Raw genomic sequence first — 23,046 nt, 5'->3', positions numbered from 1 at the left:
AGAATTGGAAACAAAAAAACTATTCACTTTTTACAAAAATGCAATATAATAGAAAAGTGTTATTTTTTTAGATTACAAAAACAGCAAATGTTTTATATATAAATATAACAAGGTATTTGATAATATTGGAGGAAACAAAATGAAAGCTATAAAAAAAATTGTAATAACTGGAGGTCCCTGCTCTGGTAAAAGTACAATGCTTAACTTAATAGAAAATACTTTTAAAGAAAAAGGGTACAAAGTTTTAATAGTTTCAGAAACGGCAACGGAATTAATTAGAGGTGGAGTTTCACCACTGGGCGGTAAAGAGAACATGTTTATATTTCAGGACTACCTTTTAAACCTTCAATTTAAGAAAGAAGAAGTTTACGAAAAAGCAGCTAAGGAAATGGATTCTGAAAAGATAATAATACTTTATGATAGAGGGCTATTAGACAATAAAGCTTATGTATCAAAGGAAGAATTTGAAGTAATATTAGACAAATTTGGAATAACTGAAAATGAATTAATAGATAGATATGATTTAGTATTACATTTAGTAACAACTGCTAATGGAGCAGAAGAACATTACACATTAGCAAATAATGCAGCCAGAAGTGAATCTTTAGAAGATGCAAGACAGATAGATGAATTAACATTAAATGCATGGGTAGGTCATCCTCGTTTAAGAATATTTGATAACTCTACAGATTTTGAAGGAAAAGTAGAAAGAGTATTAAAAGAAATCTACAATGATTTAGATGAACATATGCCAACGGGAACTATACGTAAATACTTAGTAGATGTTGAAAATATTGATATAGATAATATAATAAATACTTCAGAAAAAATGGATATAGTACAACATTACTTAAAATCTTCTAACCCAAATGTGGAAAGAAGGATTAGACAAATAGGAAATGGAGAAAACTACTCATATTACTATACTGAAAAAGAAAGAGTTAACAATTATAGAACCTTTAGAAAAGAAAAGAAAATAAGTGATAAACTATACTTAACATATTTATCTGAAATAGATAATCAATTATTTACAATAATAAAGACTCGTCACTGTTTTGTATATGAAAATCAATATTTCAAATTAGACGTATTTAACAATGACAAAAAATATGGAATATTAGAAATAGAAGCCACAGATCAAAATGGAAAGATATTACTTCCAGACTTTTTAAATATAAAGGCATATGTAACAAAAGATTCAATGTATTCAAACTACGAAATATCAAAAAGAAATTATGTATGCAAATAGATAAATAAAGCACTCCCATAAAGTTATGAGGAGTGTTTTATTAATTTAATTAAAAATCTAATAAAAACCACCTAAAATATGTAAAAAGTGCTATTATTTAATTAGGCTGACCCTAAAGTATCATCTGAGGGGGAAGGTAATCATAATATGAAATTAGTCTGATTACTAAGACAAATCTTAAGTAAAAAGACAGTTATATATTAAGTTTATGATGACCTTCGCAGTGGGCGAAGGTTTTTTTATACTTAATAATATATGTCTTCTAATTTGTCAGCAAAAACATTTTTAGGAGGAGAAATAGTATGGCTTATGATCCAAAATCAAGAAAGGCAGAAGAATTTATTAATCATGATGAGATTTTAGATAGCTTAGAGTATGCAAAATCTAATAAAGGAAATAAGGAATTAATTGAAGGAATATTAGATAAAGCTAATAGAGCAAAAGGATTAACTCACAGAGAAGCGGCAGTTTTACTTGAATGTGAAGATGAAGAATTAATTGAAAGAATGTTTAAAATGGCAGAAGATATTAAAAAAAGATTTTATGGAAATCGTATTGTCATGTTTGCACCATTGTACTTATCAAATTATTGTGTAAATGGATGTGTATACTGCCCTTATCATTTAAAGAACAAGAAAATAGCTAGAAAAAAATTAACTCAAGAAGAAATAAAGAGAGAGGTAATAGCACTTCAGGATTTAGGCCACAAAAGACTTGCTTTAGAAGCAGGGGAAGATCCAAAAAATAATCCAATAGAATACATATTAGAATCTATAGATACTATTTATAGTATAAAACATAAAAATGGAGCAATTCGTAGAGTAAATGTGAATATAGCTGCTACAACTATAGAAAACTATAAAAAATTGAAAGATGCAGGTATAGGTACATATATACTATTCCAAGAAACATATAATAAAGAATCTTATGAAAAACTTCATCCAACAGGACCAAAACACGACTATAATTATCATACAGAAGCTCATGATAGAGCTATGGAAGCTGGAATAGATGATGTAGGATTAGGTGTACTATATGGTCTTAGTACTTATAAATATGAATTAGTAGGAATATTAATGCATGCTGAACATTTAGAAGCAGCATTTGGAGTTGGGCCACATACAATAAGTGTACCAAGACTTCGCCCAGCTGATGACATAGATGTATCTGAATTCCCAGAAGCCTTGTCAGATGAAATATTCCAAAAAATAGTGGCAATAATTCGTTTAGCAGTACCATATACAGGAATGATAGTATCAACAAGAGAATCTCAAAAAACTAGAGAAAAAGTATTACATTTAGGTGTGTCACAAATAAGTGGTGCATCATCAACAAGTGTAGGTGGATATGCAGATAGAGCAGAGGGCGTAAAAGAAGAAGTTACAAGTGCTCAATTTGACGTGGATGATGATAGAACTTTAGATGAAGTGGTAAACTGGCTACTAGATATGAACTATATACCAAGTTTTTGTACTGCTTGTTATAGAGAAGGAAGAACTGGAGATAGATTTATGGCACTATGTAAAAACGGTCAAATAGCCAATTGTTGTCAACCAAATGCTATCATGACTTTAAAAGAATACTTAGAAGACTATGCATCTGAATCAACAAAAGAATCTGGTGAAAATTTAATAGAAAAAGAAGTTAAAAAAATACCTAAAGATAAAGTTAGAGAAATAGTAGAAGAGAGATTGATAAAAATTACAAATGGTCAAAGAGATTTTAGATTTTAATTTATAAATAAAGTGTATATATTAAAGAAGACAATTAAATTGTCTTCTTTTTATTATGTGAAAATTTAAAAGGATAATTATTTAATATTATGAATATTATTTTGTAATAAACCTATGATAGGAGGTGAAATAATTTGAAGTTAGTTTGTTATAACATACATATAGGAACAGATGAGTTTAGAAGAATGACCTTGTTTCAACTTATAGGTTATTTAAAATCTTTAGATTGCGATGTTATTTGTCTCCAGGAAGTTTTATATTATCAATTTAAACTTATGAAAATATTGTTAAAGATGAATGGAGTATTTGGATTACATGTAAATAATAGAAAAATGAAATTTGGCATATGTATATTAAGTAAAAATAAAATAAATTGCAGTTCACACTTATTACTAAGTAGTAAAACAGAACAGAGAGGCCTATTGAGTATAGATATAGATGATAAAATTATTATAAATACACATTTAGGATTGGATATGGAAGAAAGAAAGATACAAATAAGTGAAATTTTGGATTTTGCTAAAAACCAAAATAAAAATATTGTGATTTGTGGTGATTTTAATGAAAAAAACATTAATTTAAGTTCTTATAAAGATGTAGCTAAATGTTTGTGTAAGGATTTCTATCCAACTTTTAAAACTTCAAGGATAGATTATGTGTTTGTAAGCTCAATAATTGATATAAAATCATATGAAATTGACCAAGTATTATATTCAGATCACTTTCCAATTATTGTGAAAATTTAAAAGAAAGTAAATTATGAATATTTAGAAATATAAAAAATATTATCAAGGATATTTCATATTACTTTATAAAGAGGAGGATACTTAATGAGTAGTGATGGGAATTTGCTTCAAATTGTATTTGATGGAATTTGGGGAATTGGAGAAATTATAGTCAAAGCATTTAGAAAAAAAGAAGAAAAAAAGGAACCATTGGATATATTTTTTAACAAAGTAGGCCTTTGCAATAAAGATCAAGAATATCCAACTGTGGTTGAGACTATTTTAAATAAAGAAGAAAACGTTTACAAAATATGGTGTCCTATAGGCCTTGGAAAATCAGACTTCGAAAAATATTCTGATGCATTAGAAGTATATTTAGGGAAAAAAATTGAAGTAAAATCAGCTAAAGGATTTATATATATTAAATAATTATGAATGTTAAAATTATTATGTTATAATAAATATATGTTAAAAAAAAGACTTGCAGGTTTTATCAAGTCTTTTTTTGTTGAAAAAATTAAAAAAAGAATATAAAAATAATTTAGAATATAAATATTAATCAAAATTTTCTGAAAATTACTTTATTTTCTGAATACATATTCAACTTTAATATGTGTATTATAATTTGAATATACAGAAAATTATAATTATATTGACTATTCAAATAGATGTCGTATATAATACATGTATGAAACGAAATACGGATTTTAATTAGGAGGTCACAATGAATAAAAGGAATAAAGATATTATAATAACAGGTTTTGCATTGTTCGCAATGTTTTTCGGAGCAGGTAACTTAATTTTCCCACCATTTTTAGGACTTATATCAGGAAGTAGTTGGTTAACAGGTTTTACAGGATTTATATTAGCAGACGTAGGTTTATCTCTTTTAGCTATACTTGCAATAGCAAAATGCGATGGAGATGTTGGTAAAATCTTTTCAAGAGCAGGCCACAAGATATCACTAGTGCTAGCATGTTCAATAATGATTTGTATAGGACCACTTCTTGCTATACCAAGAACAGCAGCTACAACATTTGAAATGGGGATTCAACCAATATTTAGTGGTTTTAGTTCAATAATATTCTCAATAATATTCTTCGTCGTGACATTATTATTAACAATAAGACCATCAAAAGTTGTTGATATAATCGGATCATATTTAACACCAGCACTTTTGATTGCATTATTAGCATTAATAGGTGTAGGAGTGTTTAATCCTTTAGGAAGTATAGAACCAGCAACTATAGATGGTGTATTCTCTGAAGGTATATTCCAAGGCTATCAAACATTAGATGCCCTAGGAGCAGTATCTTTATCAGCAGTAATATTTACAACAATAGCTAATAAAGGATATACAAAAAAAGAAGATAAAATAAATATAACATTTAAAGCAGGATTAATAGCTGCAGCAGGATTATTTTTAGTTTACGGTGGACTTACTTATCTTGGTGCTACAGTATCAACTATGTTTGATTCAAATGTATCACAAGCTGGATTAATAGTTGCTATAACAGAAAGGTTATTAGGATTCCCAGGAAAAGTTATATTAGGAATAATAGTAACTCTTGCTTGTTTAACAACAGCAATAGGTTTAACATCTGCAACTGGACAATATTTCTCAAAGCTTTCAAATAATAAAATAAAATACGAAACAATAGTAACTGCAGTATGTCTATTTAGTTTAGTAGTTTCTAACTTTGGAGTTGATACAATAATTAAATTCTCAGCTCCTATATTAACAGTAATCTACCCACCAACAATCGTGTTAGTAGTATTTACTCTATTAGGACAATATATTAAAAATGATAATATATTTAAATTTGCAACATATACAGCATTAGTAATGGGATTCTTAAACATATTAGGAAACTTTGGAGTGAAGGTTCCAGTAATAAATACTTTACCATTACACACATTAGGATTTAACTGGGTAGTTCCAGTATTAGTTGCATCAGTAATTGGATTCTTTATTAAATCAAATAGCTCTAATGCTAAATCTGATTCACAAAATGTTACTGCATAGACTTTTAAATTAAATTAAATAAAATAAAAAGTCCCTTCTCATAAGAAGGGACTTTTTTAGTATTTATAATAATACCACTTTGAATAGATAAGTCATATAATTAAATTGTATGGCTTATTAAAGTAATTATAATAATTTTTAAAATAGCCTAGTATATGGTAATTTAATTGTTTACATAAGTAAAGTTAATTTAAGAGGTGAGAGTGTTTTGCAAAAAATAATTAGATGTAGTAAATTAAAGATTTCATCAGGCTCAAAGGAAATGATATATTCATCTTTATTAACCCTTATGCCCATGATATTTTTTCGTAGTAGTATTATGAATATTATACCTTACTGTATTGCTATGTTTATAGTGCTCATATTTATAAGTGATATTTTTAGTTTAAGCAAAAAGGTAAAAATAGAAATGGACGTGGATAAGTTATTAGATGCTTATAAAAAAACCGAATATTGGTCAGACAAAAAATATGAGGGAAAATACATAAAGTTAAAGGCAATAATATGGCATATTTATTTTGATGAAAAAAATAATACTTTAAGAATAAAATTGAAAGGTAATGATACATATAAACTAGAGGCTACGGCATATGATATCACTCCAAAATGTATTGAATATATAGAAAATATGTATGAAGGAAAAGATATAACTATTTATGGCAATTTTGATAGAGAAGAAAATAAATTTATTATATATATGAGATATTTTAAATAATATTTAAAACTTGTTAAGATAAATATTATGATCAGTAATTGAAATGCACCTCTTAGAATCGAGGTGTATTTTTTATTATCATATCACTAACATAAATATAACTATACTGTATGAATCTGCAAATTTGCTAGTAATAGACAACTTTATAAATTCATAAATATTAATAGAATATAAAAACTACATTAACACTTATGAAAAAAATGTTTTAAGTTTTATTGGTTAAAATCTAAAAATTAGGAAACAAGGAGGTGGAAATTTGATCTTATTAACTCTTATAAAAAAAGAAGTTAAGCAGTTTTTTAGGCAGAAGATTAATATAATTATGATGATTATATTTCCTGTAATACTTATTTTTATAATGGGGAAATCACTTAATGGACTTATGACCATAGATGAAAATATATTTAATAATAAAGTTATATATTATAGAGTCAATGCTCCTATAGAAAATGAAGTTGACTTACAACGTTTCTATGATTTTATGATTCATTTTGAAAAAAATACAAATGTTAAATTTATAGAAAATAACAATTATAAAGAAGTCATAGACGATGTAAATAATAACAAAGCAATTTGTTTTATGGACTTTTATGACAATGATATTAATTATTTTAGAAGTGAAAAAACAGAGAGTACAGAAAGTACAGTATTTAGGAATTTGTACGAGCAATATATGAAAAAATATACTTTTTTACAATCAATTTATAAATCAAATCCCGAAAAAATAAATGAGATTTTAGATTATGAGATTAAAATATTGTTAAAAAATGAAGGGATAGAAAAAAAACAAGTAAATGCATTTACATACTACACCTTTGCACAACTTATCTTAATTATTTTATATATATCTAATCTTACATCAATATCAATGTATAAGGGTGAATATTTACATACAAAAACAAGATTTAAAGGCCTTAAAATAAATAAAATTAATATATTACTATCAAAGTTAGCTTTTGGTGTAGTTGTAGGTATTTTACAAATAATCACAGTATATATAGTTAGCACTAAATTTTTTAATGTAAGTTGGGGAGGAAATTTATTATATATCTTTATGGTATTATTTTCTCTTATAATATTTAGTTCTGCACTTGGAATATTTATGGCTACTATTTTCTCAAATAAAGAAACTTGTTATATGGTAAATAATATATTAATTATAATTATGGGATTTTTAGGCGGTTCTTATGTACCAATTTGTTTGGTAAAGTCAGAAAGAGTTACAAGCTTTCTATCTGAGATTACTCCTAGTTATTGGGCAAATATATCTATACTTAGCTTAAGTTATGATCTAAAAACAAAATATTATATTTTTTCCATATTTATTTCATTTGGTTTATCATTATTAATGCTCATTCTAGGAAGCTTAATATCAAAACTGAAGGCAGGTGATAGTTTTGATTAAATTAATAATAAATACAATGAGAGCATTGATGAAAGATAAAAGTTATATAATGCTAGCAATTATTATACCTATATTTATAGCTATATTCTTTAGTTTTGAATTTACAGGAAAGCATAAATTTAAGGTAGGTGTAATAGACAATGATAATTCCTATGTATCTAATGAAATAATAAAAACTATTGATGATTTGGAAGGTATTCAAAGTATAAAAATAAAAGAAGAGGATTCTGAAATTTTACTTATAACACAGCAAATTCAACTGGTTGTGATTATAAATGATAATTTTCAAAATAAATTGATAAACTCGAAGGATAACGAAATAGAAGTCAAAACTATAAATGAAAACCACGTGAAATTAGTTGTTCAAAATATGATAGATATGAAATGTGAAGACTTGTCTATGATTGGAAAAATGAGCAAAGGAGATATAAACAAATTTAAAGAAATAAATCAAGATTACAATGATAAAAACACAATATTAAGTTTAAATGATGTTAATGAAAAAAGACCAGATATAGAAAGTTCATTGGGTTTAATTATATTAATCATATTTATTCTAGCTGGAAAAGTATCGAATTTTTTAATTGAGGACAAAGAAAATAAAGTAAGAATTAAGACACTTGGTTATGAAATTAGTAAATGGAAATATTATTTATCCATAATAGTTGGTTTTTATATAATGTCTTCCATGGCAACTCTAATATATTATGGTGTGTTAATAATTTTCAAATCAAACTTTGCAATGGATTATAGTATAAACTTCTTAGTTGTAATGATGCTGCTAAATCTTGTTGCACTAAGTTTTAACTTGTGTCTAGTTAGTTTTACTAGAAGCAGACATATATCATCAATGTTAAATGTACTTATAATAATTCCTTGTTGTATGTTAAGTGGAGTATTTTGGGATATTAATATAATGCCTGAAAAATTCCAAGAAATAGGAAGACTTATGCCAACTAGATGGATATGTATTTGTCTAGAAAATTTACAACAAACTAATGATTTAGGTAGTATAAATAGATATCTAAATGCAATGCTTATTTTATCAATAATACTTTTTGTTATAAGTTTTGTTAAATTAAAAGAAAAAAATAAATTTTAAAGTTAATAAAAAAATATTGGACTATGTTCTAGTCCAATATTTTTTTACTAACTTTCTTTATTGTCAGAGTCAAAGGTAAAGTACAATCCTTTAGTAACTGCGTTAAATTTATTGCTTAAAAAATCACATACAGTTTGGATAATACCCAAAGTATCTGCATTAACTACACCGACAATCCTTTGTTGTATAAGTAATTCATAGTAACTATTATCTACGTCCTTTATTGGAAAAAGTGTATTAGGAGCATCAACGTAAGCTTCTACTCCAGGAAGTACTTTTCCATCTTTATCATAAGCTAATTCTAAATAATCTTTTGGTCTGGTTGTTAAATTAATGGAATATTTCTTTTCCCCACAACTTACATGGACCTTGTAATTATTTTTGAATTTTGCACTACAAGGGTTATTTTTTGAAATATCATCTTGATTAAAAATCTCTTTGATTTTATTATCTTCAAATTTATATATTACTCCAATCTCAAACCCACCAGAACCGCCGAAGCTACCTCTTACCATAATTTCATCTTTTCCGTCATTTGTAAAATCCCCACAAAATAGTTGCATATCATAACCTGAATATGGTAGTTGTATATTAACTGGATATCCAACCTCAGGTTCTACAACTAATTCAAGATTTTCACTATAAAAACTATTTTCATAAGGAAAAATTCCTGCTAAAACTACTTTATCTTTTGAATTTTTGTTAACTATATTTGCAGACAAACTGTCTATAACAACTTTACTATTAGAGTCAGACATAATAACCCCCATCTAAATTAAATTTATATCTTCTTCTAATTTATGAAGTAAAACTACCTTATGTTAACATTATTAGTAATATGCTATATCAGTTTATAACACTGATTATGTTATTTTGAAATTGGGTAATATTAAGAAGATCATTGAGTTATAGTAAAAATAAAATTATAATATTACTTAGTTAAGTTGCTAGGAGATGAGATAATTGAAAAAAGATAGGATAAGAATAGTATATAGAAATAATTTTGAAAGAATAGTAGAAGAAAGCAATGTTAGAAATTTTAGATCATTGATAGATTGGATGGAAGATTTTAATGAGGGAAATGCAGTTCCATCCTTAGTGTTATTTGGTAGAGACTTGGGGAGTAACTTTTCCATTAATAAAAGTAATGTAAAAATAATTGAATTTATGGATTAAATAAAAAAGAATTGCAAACAGTTTTGCAATTCTTTTTTAGATTTTTATAGAAATAACATTGACACACATATATATAGTGTTATATTCTGTATATATATAACATACACGGAATATAACGGAAAGGATAAAATATGGATATAGTAGTTTCTGATTCATTACCAGTAGCTCTTTATGAGCAAATAAAAAATCAAATTATATCACAAATTGTTTCTAAAAAACTTTTGCCAGGTCAGCCACTACCTTCAATTAGGACTTTAGCAAGAGAAATTAAGGTAAGCATAATAACTGTAAAAAAGTCCTATGAGATTTTAGAAAGTGAAGGATATATAGAAACAGTGCCATCAAAAGGTAGCTTTGTTTCCGCTAAAAATACAGAGAAAATGAGGCAACTAGCCATATATGAGTGGGAATGTAAATTAGAAGAAATAGTAAAGAGAGCTAAAGAGTTAGATATTTCCTTAGATGAAGGAATGGAAATTTTTAAAGAACTATATAATTTAAGTGATTAAGTGGGGTACATTATGAATGTAATAGAAATTAATAATTTAAAAAAATCTATGGGGGATTTTAAATTAAATATAGAGAAATTAGAAATAAAAGAAGGTTTTGTTACAGGTATTATAGGCACAAATGGAGCTGGCAAAACTACTTTAATGAAATTAATAATGAATATATTAAATCAAGAGGATGGTAGCATAAAAATATTTGGAGAAGATTTTAATAAAGACAAAAAACATATTAAAGAATTAATAGGATATTTAGGACATGACACACTATATCCAGAAGATTTCACATTAGAAGACATAAAATCAACTATAGGCGTATTTTATAAAAATTGGGATGAGAAGTTATTTAATTATTATACTGAAGAATTTGATTTAAATCTTAATGACAAATATAAAGATTTATCAAAAGGGCTAAAAGTAAAATTTGATTTACTTATGACTTTGTCTTATCATCCTAAATTAATAATCTTAGATGAACCAACAGCAAATTTAGATCCAATATTTAGGTCTGAATTTTTACAAGTTCTTCAATTACAAATGGAAAAAGATTTATCTACAGTTTTATATTGTACTCATATTACAAGTGATTTAGACAAAATAGGAGATTACTTTGTTGTAATGGATAAAGGGGAAATTATTTTTAATGAAGACAGTGAAAATATAAGAAATAATTATACCATTGTAAAGGGAGCAAAAGAGCTATTAAATGAAGAAACAAAAAAAGTATTTCAACAGATAGTGGAAAATAAATTTGGATTTAGAGGAATTTCTAATAATAAAAAAGATGCACAAGATATATTTGGGAAAGAAGTTCTATATGAAATACCTAAAATAGAAGATATATTAATATTTAGTAAGGGGAATAAATAATGACAGAGATAAAAAAATTATTAAGATTAGATTTGAAATTTTTAAAACAATATTATAGTATTTACATACCTGTATTTTTTGTTATGCTATTTGTCTTTGGTAGTATATCATTTAATATGGGACTTGTAATGTTAATTTTCTACTATGGATTTGATGATGATAACCGTAAAAAAGTTAATAATTTAATACAAACTCTTCCAATAAACAATAAAGAATATGTTTCTTATAAATATATTTCTTCATTTATGCAATTGATTTTAGTAGTAGTGTTTTTTTTAATTGCAACGATTTTAGTATTGATAGCAGAAAATATTTCTAATTTAGATTCACAAATATTTTTATTATCTTGGATAAGTAATCATATTGTACAAGACAATGGCATACAAGCAAATTATTTAGTCAGATTTATAGTAGAATTATTCATGGCAGTGGTTACTATTTGTGTAATGATTCCTACAAAATACAATAAAATTAAAAAGAAAAGAGTATTAACATGGATTATATTAATATTTCTTAACAGTATGGCAGGAAATTTTTTAACTAAAGATTCCACAGGGGTATTATTTGACTTTTTAAGTAAATTTAATGAATTTTTTATAGTTATGTTAGGAATTATTTTAAGTTATTTCTTGATAAAATTATCTTTTAACAAAACCTTACAACTACATAGTAAATCTGAAATTATATAAATGAAAATATAATAAATACAAAAGGGTTATAACAAAATAAAATAATTGTTATAACCCTTTTATATATGTATACAAAAATAAATTTAACAATCTATTATAGTCACAAACATAAAATATAACATAAGACAAAATTAGTTGTATTGGGGGAGAGAATATGAATTTATATGAAGAGGCTTCATCCATAGTCAAAAACCTCTCTTTAGAAGAAAAGTGTAAATTTTGTTGTGGAGCAGATTTTTGGCATTCATATGGAATAGATAAAATGAATATCCCATCAATTATGTTATGTGATGGCCCTCATGGGCTTAGAAAAGAAGAGTCAGATAGCTTTGTGTTTATGAGTCCCAAAGTTATAAAATCAACTTGCTTTCCAACAGCTACAGCTTTGGCCTCCACCTTTGACGAAGAATTAATAAATCGTATGGGTAAGGCACTAGGGGAGGAATGTAGAAGAGAAGATGTAGCAGTACTTTTAAGTCCAGGAATTAATATAAAAAGACTACCTATTTGTGGAAGAAATTTTGAATATTTTAGTGAAGATCCTTATTTAAGTGGAAAGATGTCAGCAGCTCTTATTAGAGGAGTACAAAGCAAAGGCGTGGCAGCTTGTTTAAAGCATTTTGCAGGAAACAATCAGGAAAAATATCGTATGACTATTAATTCAATTATTGATGAAAGAGCTCTTAGGGAAATATATTTGAAAGGATTTGAAATAGCAATAAAAAGTGCTAATCCTTGGTCTGTAATGATGGCATATAATAGACTAAATGGGCAGTATTGTTGCGAAAACAAATATTTAATGCAAGATATACTTAGAAATGAATGGAATTATGAGGGATGTATTATTAGTGACTGGGGAGGTGTTAATGATATTATTTCTAGTATAAATAATGGATTAAATTTAGAAATGCCAGGATATAAAGATGATTACTATAAGGTTTTACAAAAAGCTGTAGAAAATAACAAATTAGATGAAAAAATATTAAATCAATCTGTTACAAAAGTAATTGAACTAATTTTAAGATATAAAGAAGGTAAAAAAATACCATATAAATGTAATTTTAAAGATCATATTGATTTAGCAGAAAATATAGCTGAAAGTAGTGCAGTATTACTTAAAAATGATGATAATATTCTTCCAGGAAATAATTCACAAAAAGTTGGAATAATAGGAAGGCTTGCAAAAGAGCCCGTATACCAAGGGTTGGGTAGTTCACATGTTAATGCTAATACTATAGATAACGCATATGATGTATTTGTACATAATAACTGCAATATAAATTATGCAGATGGATATTCTTTAGAAAATGATGAAATTGATGAACTCTTGCTAAAAAAAGCTATAGAAGTGGCAAAAAATAAGGACATAGTGTATTTGTTTATAGGCCTACCTAAATACTATGAGGCAGAAGGATATGATCGTAAGAATTTAAAATTGCCAAAGTCTCATGATAATTTAGTTTATGAAATTAGCAGAGTTAATAAAAACTTAGTAGTAATATTACAAGGTGGCTCTGTTGTGGAAATGCCATGGAGTCATATTCCTAAAGGTATTTTATTAACTTATTTAAGTGGTTGTAGAGGTGGAAATGCAACAGTAAATTTATTATTAGGAAAGCAAAATCCATCAGGCAAGTTAAGCGAAACTTATGCATATAATTTTGAGGATTATCCATCGGTACAATTTTACCCTGGAGATAATAATTATGTAGAATATAGAGAAAGTATATTTATTGGGTATAGATATTTTGATAGTGCAGATATTAATGTGAAATATCCTTTTGGTTTTGGGCTTTCATATACAACTTTTGAATATAGCAATATGAAAATAAAGTATAATAATGACAATAATATGGAAATATCCGTAACCGTTACTAATGTGGGCGATTTGGAAGGAAAAGAAGTGGCTCAACTTTATGTTTCTTGTTTATACTCAAAATTATTTAGAGCAAAACAAGAGCTAAAAGGATTTAAAAAAATAAATTTAAAACCTAAGGAAAGTAAAGAAGTAACCTTTATTTTAGATGAAGGTTGTTTTACTTACTATAATATTCAAAGTCATCAATACGAAGTTGAAGAAGGACAATATGGTATAAGTATTGGTTCCTCATCTAGGGATATTAAATTTTCTACAGTAGTAAATAAAAGAGGAAATACTGTAAAAACTATTGATTATAAAGCAAAATATCAATCTTATTATGAATTATATAAAAAGAAACTAAGTCCAACAGAGCTAGAATTTGAGAATATATATAATAAGGAACTACCGATTATTAACAAACAAATATATCCATTTACTATAAACTCTACTATTAATGATATTAAAAGTATTTATGGTGGTGATTTAATTATATCTGCCATAAACAAAAAGGCAAATAAATTTGTAAGTGGAGATAAAGCCATGGAAATTACAGTAAAAGAATCCTTGAATGATCAACCTTTTAGGCTAATTGCTATGGTAACTAGAGGAGCAATAAATCGTAAATCAATACAGGGATTTGTAGATTTATTAAATAAACATTATATTAAAGGATTTTTGCAAATTTTAAGAAATAGGAAATAATTTCAAAAGAATAGAAGGGATTTTTATTGGATAAATTATAACTAAAATATCATCAAGGAGAATTACATTATGGATAACAATAAAAATAGAATGAAAGATAGACCAAAATCAAACCCAGAACTTAGAAAAATGTACTCTGAGCATGGCGCAGACATTGGAATAGAAAATGGACAAAAAATAGGCGCTAGAGATTGTGGAACAAATAAAACTAAAACTGAAAAACTTTATCATAAAGCTAAAAAAAGAGATTAACTCATAAAAATCGTATCAATTTAATTTTGATACGATTTTTATATTTTGAAGCAAAAACATAATTATAGCCTTTTTACAGGGCAAATTTATGGGATTTATTAAAAACTACATATTAACAATTGTAATATTTTTAGCTGTTGTTACATATTATCAAGTAGTTTTTACTATAAGAAATGGGGGTGGATAATATGTCAATAGCGCATAAGGTTGAGAGAGAGTTAGTAAGTAAGGGTATTGACGGAGTTATTAAGTATGTAAACAAGGATAGAGAAAAAAATTTATTAAAATTAGTTGATATATCGGAAAAATTGGTAGGGGACTTATATGAGCCAAGTAGTTTTGACGCAACTAGAGATTTAATTAAAGATAATGATGGAAAATGGATGAAATATATTAATAGAATTCTAGACGAGATTCATCCAAATGTTATCAAAACTACTGCATTAAATCTAGGGTATGAAGCAATATTTTGTGGAACAAAAATAACAAGAAAAAAAAGAGTTGAACATGAATGTAATGTACCATGGTTAATTTTAATGGACCCAACAAGTGCATGTAATTTAAGATGCAATGGATGTTGGGCAGCTGAATATGGCCATAATTTAAATTTATCTTATGATGTTTTAGATAATATAATCACTCAAGGAAAAGAGTTGGGAATTTATTTTTATATGTATACAGGTGGAGAGCCTTTAATGAGAAAGAAAGATTTAATTAAGCTTTGTGAAAAGCATAATGATTGTGCTTTTCATGCATTTACAAATGGAACCCTAATTGATGATGAATTTTGCAAAGAATTAGTTAGGGTAGGAAATATGTCTTTATCTATTAGTATAGAAGGATTTGAGGAAGTAAATGATTCAAGACGTGGATGTGGAACTTTTAAAAGAGTTCTTCATGCTATGGATAAATTAAAAGAATATGGCTTAATATATGGTACTTCAATTTGTTATACAAGTGCCAATGTGGAGGCGGTAACATCTGATGAATTTTTAGATTTAATAATAGATAAAGGTTGTAGATATAGTTGGTACTTTAATTATATGCCTGTTGGAAATGATGCAAATGTAGATTTAATACCAACAGTAAATCAAAGAGAATACATGTATCATAGAATACGTGAAATAAGAGCTAAAGAAGGTGGCAAACCAATATTTCCTATTGATTTTCAAAATGATGGAGAGTACATGGGTGGGTGTATTGCAGGAGGTAGAAACTATCTTCATATCAATGCAAATGGAGATGTAGAACCATGTGTGTTTATACATTATTCCAATGCTAATATTAAAGAAACAACTTTATTAGATGCACTACACCAGCCACTATTTATGCAATATCGTGATAATCAACCATTTAATCATAATCATCTACGTCCTTGTCCAATGCTTGAAAATCCTCATATGTTAGAAAAAATGGTGAAAGAGTGCAAAGCAAAATCAACAGATTTAATATCACCAGAGGATGTAGAATCATTATGTAATAAGTGTAAAAATTATTCTGTGAAATGGGCAGAAAAGGCAGAGGAACTTTGGACAGACAATAAACATTTTAAGTCGAATTATGATAATTATAAGGTGAAGTCATAGTAAATATGTCTTATTTAATCACTTTTCATATGAAGGAATCATATAAAAATATATGAGGACAGAATTTTATAGTCTATTTTTAAAACATAGACCATAAAAAATCCTTCATTGTATATAAATGCAATTATGAGGAGGAATTTGCGTGAGCATTGATATAAATGAAACCGTAAGTGGGAAGTACTGGATAAGAAAGATTATTAAAGAGAATAACGGATCTGTTTTGAATGAAAGGATAATTAATAGAGACACAAGAATTGAGTCTATAGAGTGGCTATCACCTCTAGAAAATGAAAATTTTAGAGAGTATATGCTTAATTCACCTTCACTCCTAGAGAAGTTAAACAATAATGGATTTACATTGAAAAAAGAAGATTTGAGTTTTTGGCCACAAAGAGAGCCTGTATGGGATGGAATCGGTTTGGCGACTGTGAAAGATTCACAGGAAAAAATGATTGTCTTAGTAGAAAATAAAAGCAGCATTAAAGAATTGAGAAGTAAGTTAGCATCTACAAATGAAAATAATAAAAGATTAATATTAGATTCAATGAAAGAAACTTATGATGAACTTGGAATAAAAGGAGATTTTAATAAATGGTTTGATACTTATTACCAAATAGCTAATAGATTTACTTTTATGCATCAACTTATGAAGAAGGGATACAAGGTTAAGCTAGTTTTTTTAAATATTGTTGATGATCATATGTACAAAAACATATCCAAGGCCCAATGGGTAGAGGAATATTGTAAAATGCTAAATGAATTTATGGGAGAACGATTTGTGCCAAGAGATGTGGTAATTATTGATTTGAATGTCCACGAAGAAAAATAAAAGATTAAAAAACGTATTGTTAATTCAATACGTTTTTTGCATTAATAAAGAAAATTATTATTAATGTGATGAAATGACTCTTTTTTACTGCTACAACTTAATAAGTGTAATTTTTCCCCTAGAAACTTCTATTTTTCCTTCTTTTTCAAACTTCTTAAGTATACGACTAATAACTTCTCTAGATGAGCCTAATTCATTGGCTATATTTTCATGAGTGATATAAAGTATATTAGAATCTTGATATCTGCTTTGTTCTAATAAATAATCTGTAATTCTCTCGTCTAAGCTAAAGAAAGTTGCCTGTTCCAAGACATACATTACTTCAGATAATTTATCCTGTGTAAGACTAAGAATATAGTTCATAACGTTAATGTTAGATTGGGACAATTTTTTTAATAATGAACTATCAATAATTATAGCACTAGCATCATTTTGGGCCTCTAAATTAACATCATAAGTTATATTTTGAAAAGCACAAGAAGCCGACAACATACAAACATCTCTGTCATATAGTTTGAATAAGGTAATTTGTCTACCGCTAGGAGCTGAAATAAATACTCTGAAATTTCCACTCATAGTAATTAATAGCCCTGTACAAGATGAGTTTTTAGAATGAACAAGTTCACCTTTTTCATACTTGCCTATAAAGCTTTTTGAAATTAATTCATTCTTTTCTTCATCATTTAAATCCTTAAAAAAAGGAAGAGTTTCTTTAAGATACTGATCTTTACTCATTATATATCCTCCAAAATTATTTTTCAGGATTGATTTTGGAAGAACATATCCAAACATTATAAATAAAATTTCAGTAACTAATAATCCCATATATCCTATACTAAAAATTTAGAGATATTATGGAGATATATTAAATATAGTTAATTTACCGAAATCAAATCCTGATATAAATTTTATATTTTCTAAATATACTTAAGATAGTGTAAGAGCAAAAGTTCTAAAAAAGCTCTTTTAAAACTATTGATAATAATACACTGGAAAATCCTATGTAAATAATATTACCTTAGCTAAGTGTAAATGTTCAACCCTTAACATGGCAAGTGATTTTTTAGAGTTTGACGTTTGAAATTTATACAATGCATACCTGAAAAAGTAAACTAATAGTATATCTAAAGTGTACAATGTGTATTTATTTAAACATATTATATCCTTTTGTTCTGTGATAAAATCACAAAAAAGACATTATCAAAATTGATAATGTCTTTTTCCTGTACTATCTCCAGCATCTTTTGCAAGCTCTATACCCTTTTGATATGGCTTTGGATTTTGTCATTTTGGCACCCTCCATATTATGAGCCTTAGCTGTTTTATGATAAATTTTAGAAGTTGATTTTCCCCCATTTGCATAAACATATTTTGAAGAAGATGAATTTGAACTAGATGAATACGAACTACTCTTAACTGTTATAGTTTTAGGTTTAGTAGTATAACCGTTTTTACTAATCTTAACTGTTATTTTAGTGTTTTTCTTTTTCTTAGAAATTTTAATTGAGTAAGTTCCAGAAGAAGATACCTTTGTTTTACCTACTTGCTTACCACTAACATAAGCTCTAACAGTGGCGCCTTTAGTACCTTTGCCTCTTATTTTTGTTGAAGAATTATATACTGAGTTAACAGTAAAAGTTTCAAACGTTTTCTTTGTAGCAGCTTCTACAACACTTATATTTTCATTATTAAGAATACTTAAACTCGGTGCAAATGTCATAGAAAAGGCTATTACAATAGATAAGTTAATAATTTAAATATTTTTTTCATTAAATATACCCCCCTAAATCATGATTAATATTTTTTATATAATTTCTTTGTGTTAAATGGAAAATTACAGCATTATCGATCTAGGTTTATCAATATATAAATTAAGAATATAATAATAAGGATAAAAAAAATATAAATATGCATAATTATAAGGTAAAATAAAAATAGATATAATTAGCTGGAGGAGAAAATGATAAATAAAGAACAGTTTTTAAACATGTATACAATAAATGAAGAAGAGCTTAAAAAAGAAAATATAAGTTGGAAAGATTTAAAAGCAATACACGATGACTTTATCAATTCAAAAAAAAGCTATGAAACACAGGCAGATTTAGTTGCCAATATACTTAGAGCTCAGCCAAAAGTTCACTCAGTAAAAACTAGAGTGAAAGATGTAAGTCATTTAATAGAAAAAGTAATTAGGAAAACTCCTGAAAGAAGAGCTAAATATGGACAAGATTTTAATTTTACAGCAGAGAACTATAAAGATGAAATTACAGATTTACTTGGTATAAGAGTAATACATATATTTAAAGAGGATTGGGAAGAAATTCATAATTTCATAACTAATATGTGGGAAGTTATGGAAATAGTAGCTAATGTAAGAGAAGGAGATGATACGAGAAAATTTGATGAACAGGGAATAGCTGTTTGTTCAAGACCATCAGGGTATAGATCTGTACATTATTTATTAGAATCTTATCCAACTAATAAAAAGCTTATAACGGAGGTTCAAGTTAGAACTATATTTGAAGAGGGCTATGGAGAAATAGATCATCAACTGAGATACTCTCATGAAGATATTCCAGATCTTTTAGGTCAAAACTTAATGCTATTAAACAGAATAGCAGGAAGTTCTGATGAGATGGCATCTCTTATAAATAGACTAAGTCAAAGTATTCAAGAAGTTGAAAATAAGTTCAAAGAAAAAATTAATGAAAAAGATAAGAAAATAGAAAGTATCAAAGAAAAAATTTATGATAAAGAATATATTTCTGATATAGATAAGAAAAATTTAATTAATGAAATTGATGATATATTAAAAATAAAATAAAAAAGGCATCGTATGATGTCTTTTTTTACTTAAGTTGAATAAAATTTTATATAGCTTGTTGAAAAAATAATTAAGATTTTTTGAAAATATAAATCTTTTTACATGGTTATACTAATTATAATTTAAAATAACAAAATATCTATTACATAATGATGGAGGTATAATATATGTCAAAACAAACAAGACTAATTGCAATGTTTTTGTGTTTAGTTACAATGCTTATATCAACAGCTTGTAGAAAAACTGAAACTAATGAAAAGTCTAATTCCAGCACTAGTAGTATAACTGTATCAGGATCAACGTCTGTGGGACCTCTTATGGAAAAAGAAGCAGAAAAATTTCAAGAAGCTAATTCGAATATGAAAGTTGAAATAAATCAGTTAGGTTCTTCAGCAGGAATAAAGGATGCAATAAATGGAACAGTTCAAATAGGTATGTCATCTCGTGATTTAAAAGATCAAGAAAAAGCAGAAAGTCTTACGGAAGTTGAAATTGCTTATGATGGAATAGCTATAATCGTAAATAAAGCTAACAATGTAAAATCTCTAACAATGTCACAAGTAAAAGATATTTACACTGGCAAGATCAAAAACTGGAATGAATTAGGTGGAAAAGATAGTGAAATAGTTGTTGTTTCAAGAGAAGATGGTTCTGGAACTAGAGATGCCTTTCAAGAAATAGTAGGATATACATCAGAACAACTTACTAAAAGTGCCCAAATAGGAGATGGATCAGGAAACATAAAATCAACAGTAGCTGGCAATGAAAATGCTATTGGATTTATATCTTTTGAATATGTAGACGATAAAATAAATGCTATAAATATTGATGAAATTGCACCAAAAGCAGAAAATGTAAAAAATAAATCTTATAAAATATCAAGACCATTTTTATTAGTATATAAAGAAGAAAATTTAAAAGACAATGGAAATAAATTAATAGATTTTATTTTAAGTGAAGAAGGACAAAAAATTGTAGAAGAAAATGGATTAATAAGAATAAAATAATATGCTCAATAAATCCTCCTTTATTAATCTAAGGAGGATTTTATACATCTAAGGAGAAGCCTATGAACGATAATATTAATCGCGTGAGAAATAATTCGAATAAAAATAAATATTTAATAGAAAACCTTACATCAAAGATATTTTTACTAAGTGCATTTATTTCTGTAATAAGCTTATTACTTATAATAGGTTTTGTTTTCTATAAAGGTTCCATACCATTTATATCTAAAGGATATTCCTTTATTGATTTTTTATTTGGAACAGAATGGGTACCATCTGCAGACAAATTTGGTATATTACCTATGATATTAGCATCAGTATATGCAACCTTAGGTTCTTTAATTATAGGTGTTCCTGTGGGGATTTTAACTGCAACATTTATAGTAGAAGTTGCCCCAAAATCCTTAAGTAAAATAATTTCACCAGCAGTAGAATTATTGGCAGGAATTCCATCAGTATTATATGGAATATTTGGTTTAGCATTTCTCGTTCCTAATATACAAAAAGTGTTTAATTTACCAAAAGGACAAAGTTTACTAGCGGTAATTATTGTTTTAGCAGTAATGATGTTACCAACTATAATTACTGTGTCAGAAACTGCAATAAGAGCTGTACCTAAATCATATAAAGAGGCATCTTTGGCTCTTGGAGCATCAAAAACACAAACTACTTTTAATATAGTTCTTCCAGCAGCAAAATCAGGAATTTTAGCAGCTGTAGTACTTGGAGTAGGGCGTGCTATTGGTGAAACTATGGCAGTTATACTGGTAGCAGGAAATTCACCAGCAATTCCAAGTTCATTAATGGATAGTGTAAGGCCTCTTACCACAAATATTGTTTTAGAAATGGGATATGCTTTTGGTACTCATCAAGAAATGCTATTTGCAACAGGAATTGTACTATTTATATTTATAATTATACTTAACTTAATACTAAGTATGATTTCTAATAAGGAGGAAGACTAATATGAATAAAACTAAAGATAACATATTGAATGCTTTAGTATATTTGAGTGCAATATTTACAGTAAGTGTTCTTATATTAATAGTAGGCTTCATATTTTTAAATGGTATAAAATTGATTAGTCCATCCTTTATATTTGCAAATTATTCTTCTAGTGGCGGTGGAATTAAGCCAATGATTGTAACTACATTATATGTAGTATTATTATCCATATTAATAGCAACTCCTATTGGAATATTATCAGCAGTATATCTGCAAGAATATGCTAAACAAGGAAAGATAGTTAAAATAATTAGATTTGCTACAGAAAGTTTATCAGGAATACCATCCATAGTTTATGGATTATTCGGAGGAATTTTTTTTGTAGTAGCTCTTAATTATTCTTATTCCATATTATCAGGAGCTCTTACTGTGTCTATTATAATTCTACCCATTATAATTAGAACTACAGAAGAGTCCTTAAAAACTGTACCTGACAGTTATAGAGAAGCGTCTTTAGGATTGGGTGCAACAAAGTTTCAAACTTTATATAAAATTATTATTCCAAGTGCAATACCAGGGATTTTGTCTGGGGTAATCTTAGCCATGGGTAGAGTTATAGGAGAATCGGCGGCTATATTGCTTACAGCAGGAACTGTGGCACAAATGCCTTACTCATTATTTGATAGTGCAAGAACTTTAACAGTACAAGCATATTTAGTAACTAAGGAAAATGGAGATATAAATCAGGCTTGTGCAGTGGGAATAATTTTAATAGTAATAATACTAGCTCTAAATTATATTGCTAAATTAATAAGTAAGAAATTTAACAAAGCTAATTACTAAA

The 23,046-nt window shown here is 27.1% G+C and carries 23 protein-coding genes; 20 read left to right on the top strand and 3 right to left on the bottom strand.

Annotated elements, in window-relative coordinates:
- Positions 1–139 precede the first annotated feature (139 nt).
- The 8 genes from JW646_RS05865 to JW646_RS05830 all read left to right on the top strand — a co-directional run bounded on the left by JW646_RS05865 (position 140) and on the right by JW646_RS05830 (position 8,955).
- Positions 140–1,249, top strand: coding sequence for an AAA family ATPase (locus JW646_RS05865; protein WP_228416899.1), 1,110 nt, complete (start codon positions 140–142; stop codon positions 1,247–1,249).
- A 302-nt stretch (positions 1,250–1,551) separates the two neighbouring features.
- Positions 1,552–2,982 (top strand): [FeFe] hydrogenase H-cluster radical SAM maturase HydG, encoded by a 1,431-nt coding sequence (gene hydG / locus JW646_RS05860; RefSeq protein WP_074919247.1) that lies wholly within the window; start codon positions 1,552–1,554, stop codon positions 2,980–2,982.
- Positions 2,983–3,116: 134 nt separating this feature from the next.
- The gene (locus JW646_RS05855; RefSeq protein ID WP_074919246.1) at positions 3,117–3,728 is read left to right on the top strand and encodes an endonuclease/exonuclease/phosphatase family protein; all 612 of its coding nucleotides are present in this window, start codon (positions 3,117–3,119) and stop codon (positions 3,726–3,728) included.
- Positions 3,729–3,812: 84 nt separating this feature from the next.
- Entirely contained in the window at positions 3,813–4,136 is a 324-nt protein-coding gene (locus tag JW646_RS05850; RefSeq protein ID WP_074919244.1) for a hypothetical protein, read from the top strand.
- Positions 4,137–4,431: 295 nt separating this feature from the next.
- Positions 4,432–5,733 carry a branched-chain amino acid transport system II carrier protein gene (gene brnQ, locus JW646_RS05845; RefSeq protein WP_074919242.1) on the top strand — a complete coding sequence of 434 codons (1,302 nt, stop codon included), beginning with the start codon at positions 4,432–4,434 and terminating at the stop codon, positions 5,731–5,733.
- A gap of 208 nt (positions 5,734–5,941) precedes the next feature.
- Positions 5,942–6,448: a hypothetical protein gene (locus JW646_RS05840; RefSeq protein ID WP_228416898.1), complete on the top strand. Its 507-nt coding sequence runs from the start codon at positions 5,942–5,944 to the stop codon at positions 6,446–6,448.
- 256 nt (positions 6,449–6,704) lie between these two features.
- Positions 6,705–7,853 carry an ABC transporter permease gene (locus JW646_RS05835; RefSeq protein WP_228416897.1) on the top strand — a complete coding sequence of 383 codons (1,149 nt, stop codon included), beginning with the start codon at positions 6,705–6,707 and terminating at the stop codon, positions 7,851–7,853.
- Positions 7,837–8,955, top strand: a complete 1,119-nt coding sequence (locus JW646_RS05830; RefSeq protein WP_228416896.1) for an ABC transporter permease — start codon at positions 7,837–7,839, stop codon at positions 8,953–8,955. Before JW646_RS05835 ends, JW646_RS05830 begins: the two co-directional genes overlap by 17 nt.
- A gap of 47 nt (positions 8,956–9,002) precedes the next feature.
- Here JW646_RS05830 and JW646_RS05825 read toward each other — a convergent pair whose 3' ends face one another.
- Positions 9,003–9,713 carry a hypothetical protein gene (locus JW646_RS05825; protein ID WP_228416895.1) on the bottom strand — a complete coding sequence of 237 codons (711 nt, stop codon included), beginning with the start codon at positions 9,711–9,713 and terminating at the stop codon, positions 9,003–9,005.
- Positions 9,714–9,918: 205 nt separating this feature from the next.
- Here JW646_RS05825 and JW646_RS05820 point away from each other — a divergent pair, with 205 nt between their 5' ends.
- From JW646_RS05820 to JW646_RS05785, 8 genes are all read left to right on the top strand, one after another.
- The gene (locus JW646_RS05820) at positions 9,919–10,131 is read left to right on the top strand and encodes a hypothetical protein (RefSeq protein WP_148557339.1); all 213 of its coding nucleotides are present in this window, start codon (positions 9,919–9,921) and stop codon (positions 10,129–10,131) included.
- 131 nt (positions 10,132–10,262) lie between these two features.
- On the top strand, positions 10,263–10,640 hold the full coding sequence (locus tag JW646_RS05815) for a GntR family transcriptional regulator (RefSeq protein ID WP_074919232.1): 378 nt from the start codon (positions 10,263–10,265) through the stop codon (positions 10,638–10,640).
- Between the two features lie 12 nt (positions 10,641–10,652).
- On the top strand, positions 10,653–11,507 hold the full coding sequence (locus JW646_RS05810; RefSeq protein WP_074919230.1) for an ABC transporter ATP-binding protein: 855 nt from the start codon (positions 10,653–10,655) through the stop codon (positions 11,505–11,507).
- The gene (locus JW646_RS05805) at positions 11,507–12,196 is read left to right on the top strand and encodes an ABC-2 transporter permease (RefSeq protein ID WP_228416894.1); all 690 of its coding nucleotides are present in this window, start codon (positions 11,507–11,509) and stop codon (positions 12,194–12,196) included. The genes JW646_RS05810 and JW646_RS05805 overlap by 1 nt, the downstream gene beginning before the upstream one ends.
- A 154-nt stretch (positions 12,197–12,350) precedes the next feature.
- Positions 12,351–14,759 (top strand): beta-glucosidase, encoded by a 2,409-nt coding sequence (locus JW646_RS05800; protein ID WP_228416893.1) that lies wholly within the window; start codon positions 12,351–12,353, stop codon positions 14,757–14,759.
- A 69-nt stretch (positions 14,760–14,828) separates the two neighbouring features.
- The gene (locus JW646_RS05795; protein ID WP_018592271.1) at positions 14,829–15,011 is read left to right on the top strand and encodes a hypothetical protein; all 183 of its coding nucleotides are present in this window, start codon (positions 14,829–14,831) and stop codon (positions 15,009–15,011) included.
- A gap of 188 nt (positions 15,012–15,199) precedes the next feature.
- On the top strand, positions 15,200–16,597 hold the full coding sequence (locus JW646_RS05790) for a radical SAM protein (protein WP_228416892.1): 1,398 nt from the start codon (positions 15,200–15,202) through the stop codon (positions 16,595–16,597).
- Positions 16,598–16,739: 142 nt separating this feature from the next.
- Entirely contained in the window at positions 16,740–17,426 is a 687-nt protein-coding gene (locus tag JW646_RS05785; protein WP_228416891.1) for a hypothetical protein, read from the top strand.
- A 90-nt stretch (positions 17,427–17,516) separates the two neighbouring features.
- Here JW646_RS05785 and JW646_RS05780 read toward each other — a convergent pair whose 3' ends face one another.
- Positions 17,517–18,161: a Crp/Fnr family transcriptional regulator gene (locus tag JW646_RS05780; RefSeq protein ID WP_074919220.1), complete on the bottom strand. Its 645-nt coding sequence runs from the start codon at positions 18,159–18,161 to the stop codon at positions 17,517–17,519.
- A gap of 493 nt (positions 18,162–18,654) precedes the next feature.
- Entirely contained in the window at positions 18,655–19,146 is a 492-nt protein-coding gene (locus tag JW646_RS05775; RefSeq protein WP_228416890.1) for an Ig-like domain-containing protein, read from the bottom strand.
- 240 nt (positions 19,147–19,386) lie between these two features.
- On the opposite strand from JW646_RS05775, the gene JW646_RS05770 reads away from it, so the two are divergent.
- The 4 genes from JW646_RS05770 (at position 19,387) to pstA (ending at position 23,045) form a co-directional block, all read left to right on the top strand.
- Positions 19,387–20,250, top strand: a complete 864-nt coding sequence (locus JW646_RS05770; protein ID WP_228416889.1) for a RelA/SpoT domain-containing protein — start codon at positions 19,387–19,389, stop codon at positions 20,248–20,250.
- 167 nt (positions 20,251–20,417) lie between these two features.
- The gene (locus JW646_RS05765) at positions 20,418–21,257 is read left to right on the top strand and encodes a phosphate ABC transporter substrate-binding protein (protein WP_228416888.1); all 840 of its coding nucleotides are present in this window, start codon (positions 20,418–20,420) and stop codon (positions 21,255–21,257) included.
- Positions 21,258–21,319: 62 nt separating this feature from the next.
- The gene (gene pstC, locus JW646_RS05760; protein WP_228416887.1) at positions 21,320–22,222 is read left to right on the top strand and encodes a phosphate ABC transporter permease subunit PstC; all 903 of its coding nucleotides are present in this window, start codon (positions 21,320–21,322) and stop codon (positions 22,220–22,222) included.
- A 1-nt stretch (position 22,223) separates the two neighbouring features.
- On the top strand, positions 22,224–23,045 hold the full coding sequence (gene pstA / locus JW646_RS05755) for a phosphate ABC transporter permease PstA (protein WP_228416886.1): 822 nt from the start codon (positions 22,224–22,226) through the stop codon (positions 23,043–23,045).
- Position 23,046: the final 1 nt, after the last annotated feature.

Origin of the sequence: Terrisporobacter hibernicus, from assembly GCF_020809405.1 — a bacterium.
GTDB lineage: Bacteria > Bacillota > Clostridia > Peptostreptococcales > Peptostreptococcaceae > Terrisporobacter > Terrisporobacter petrolearius.
This window is presented reverse-complemented; position numbering and strand designations above follow the sequence as displayed.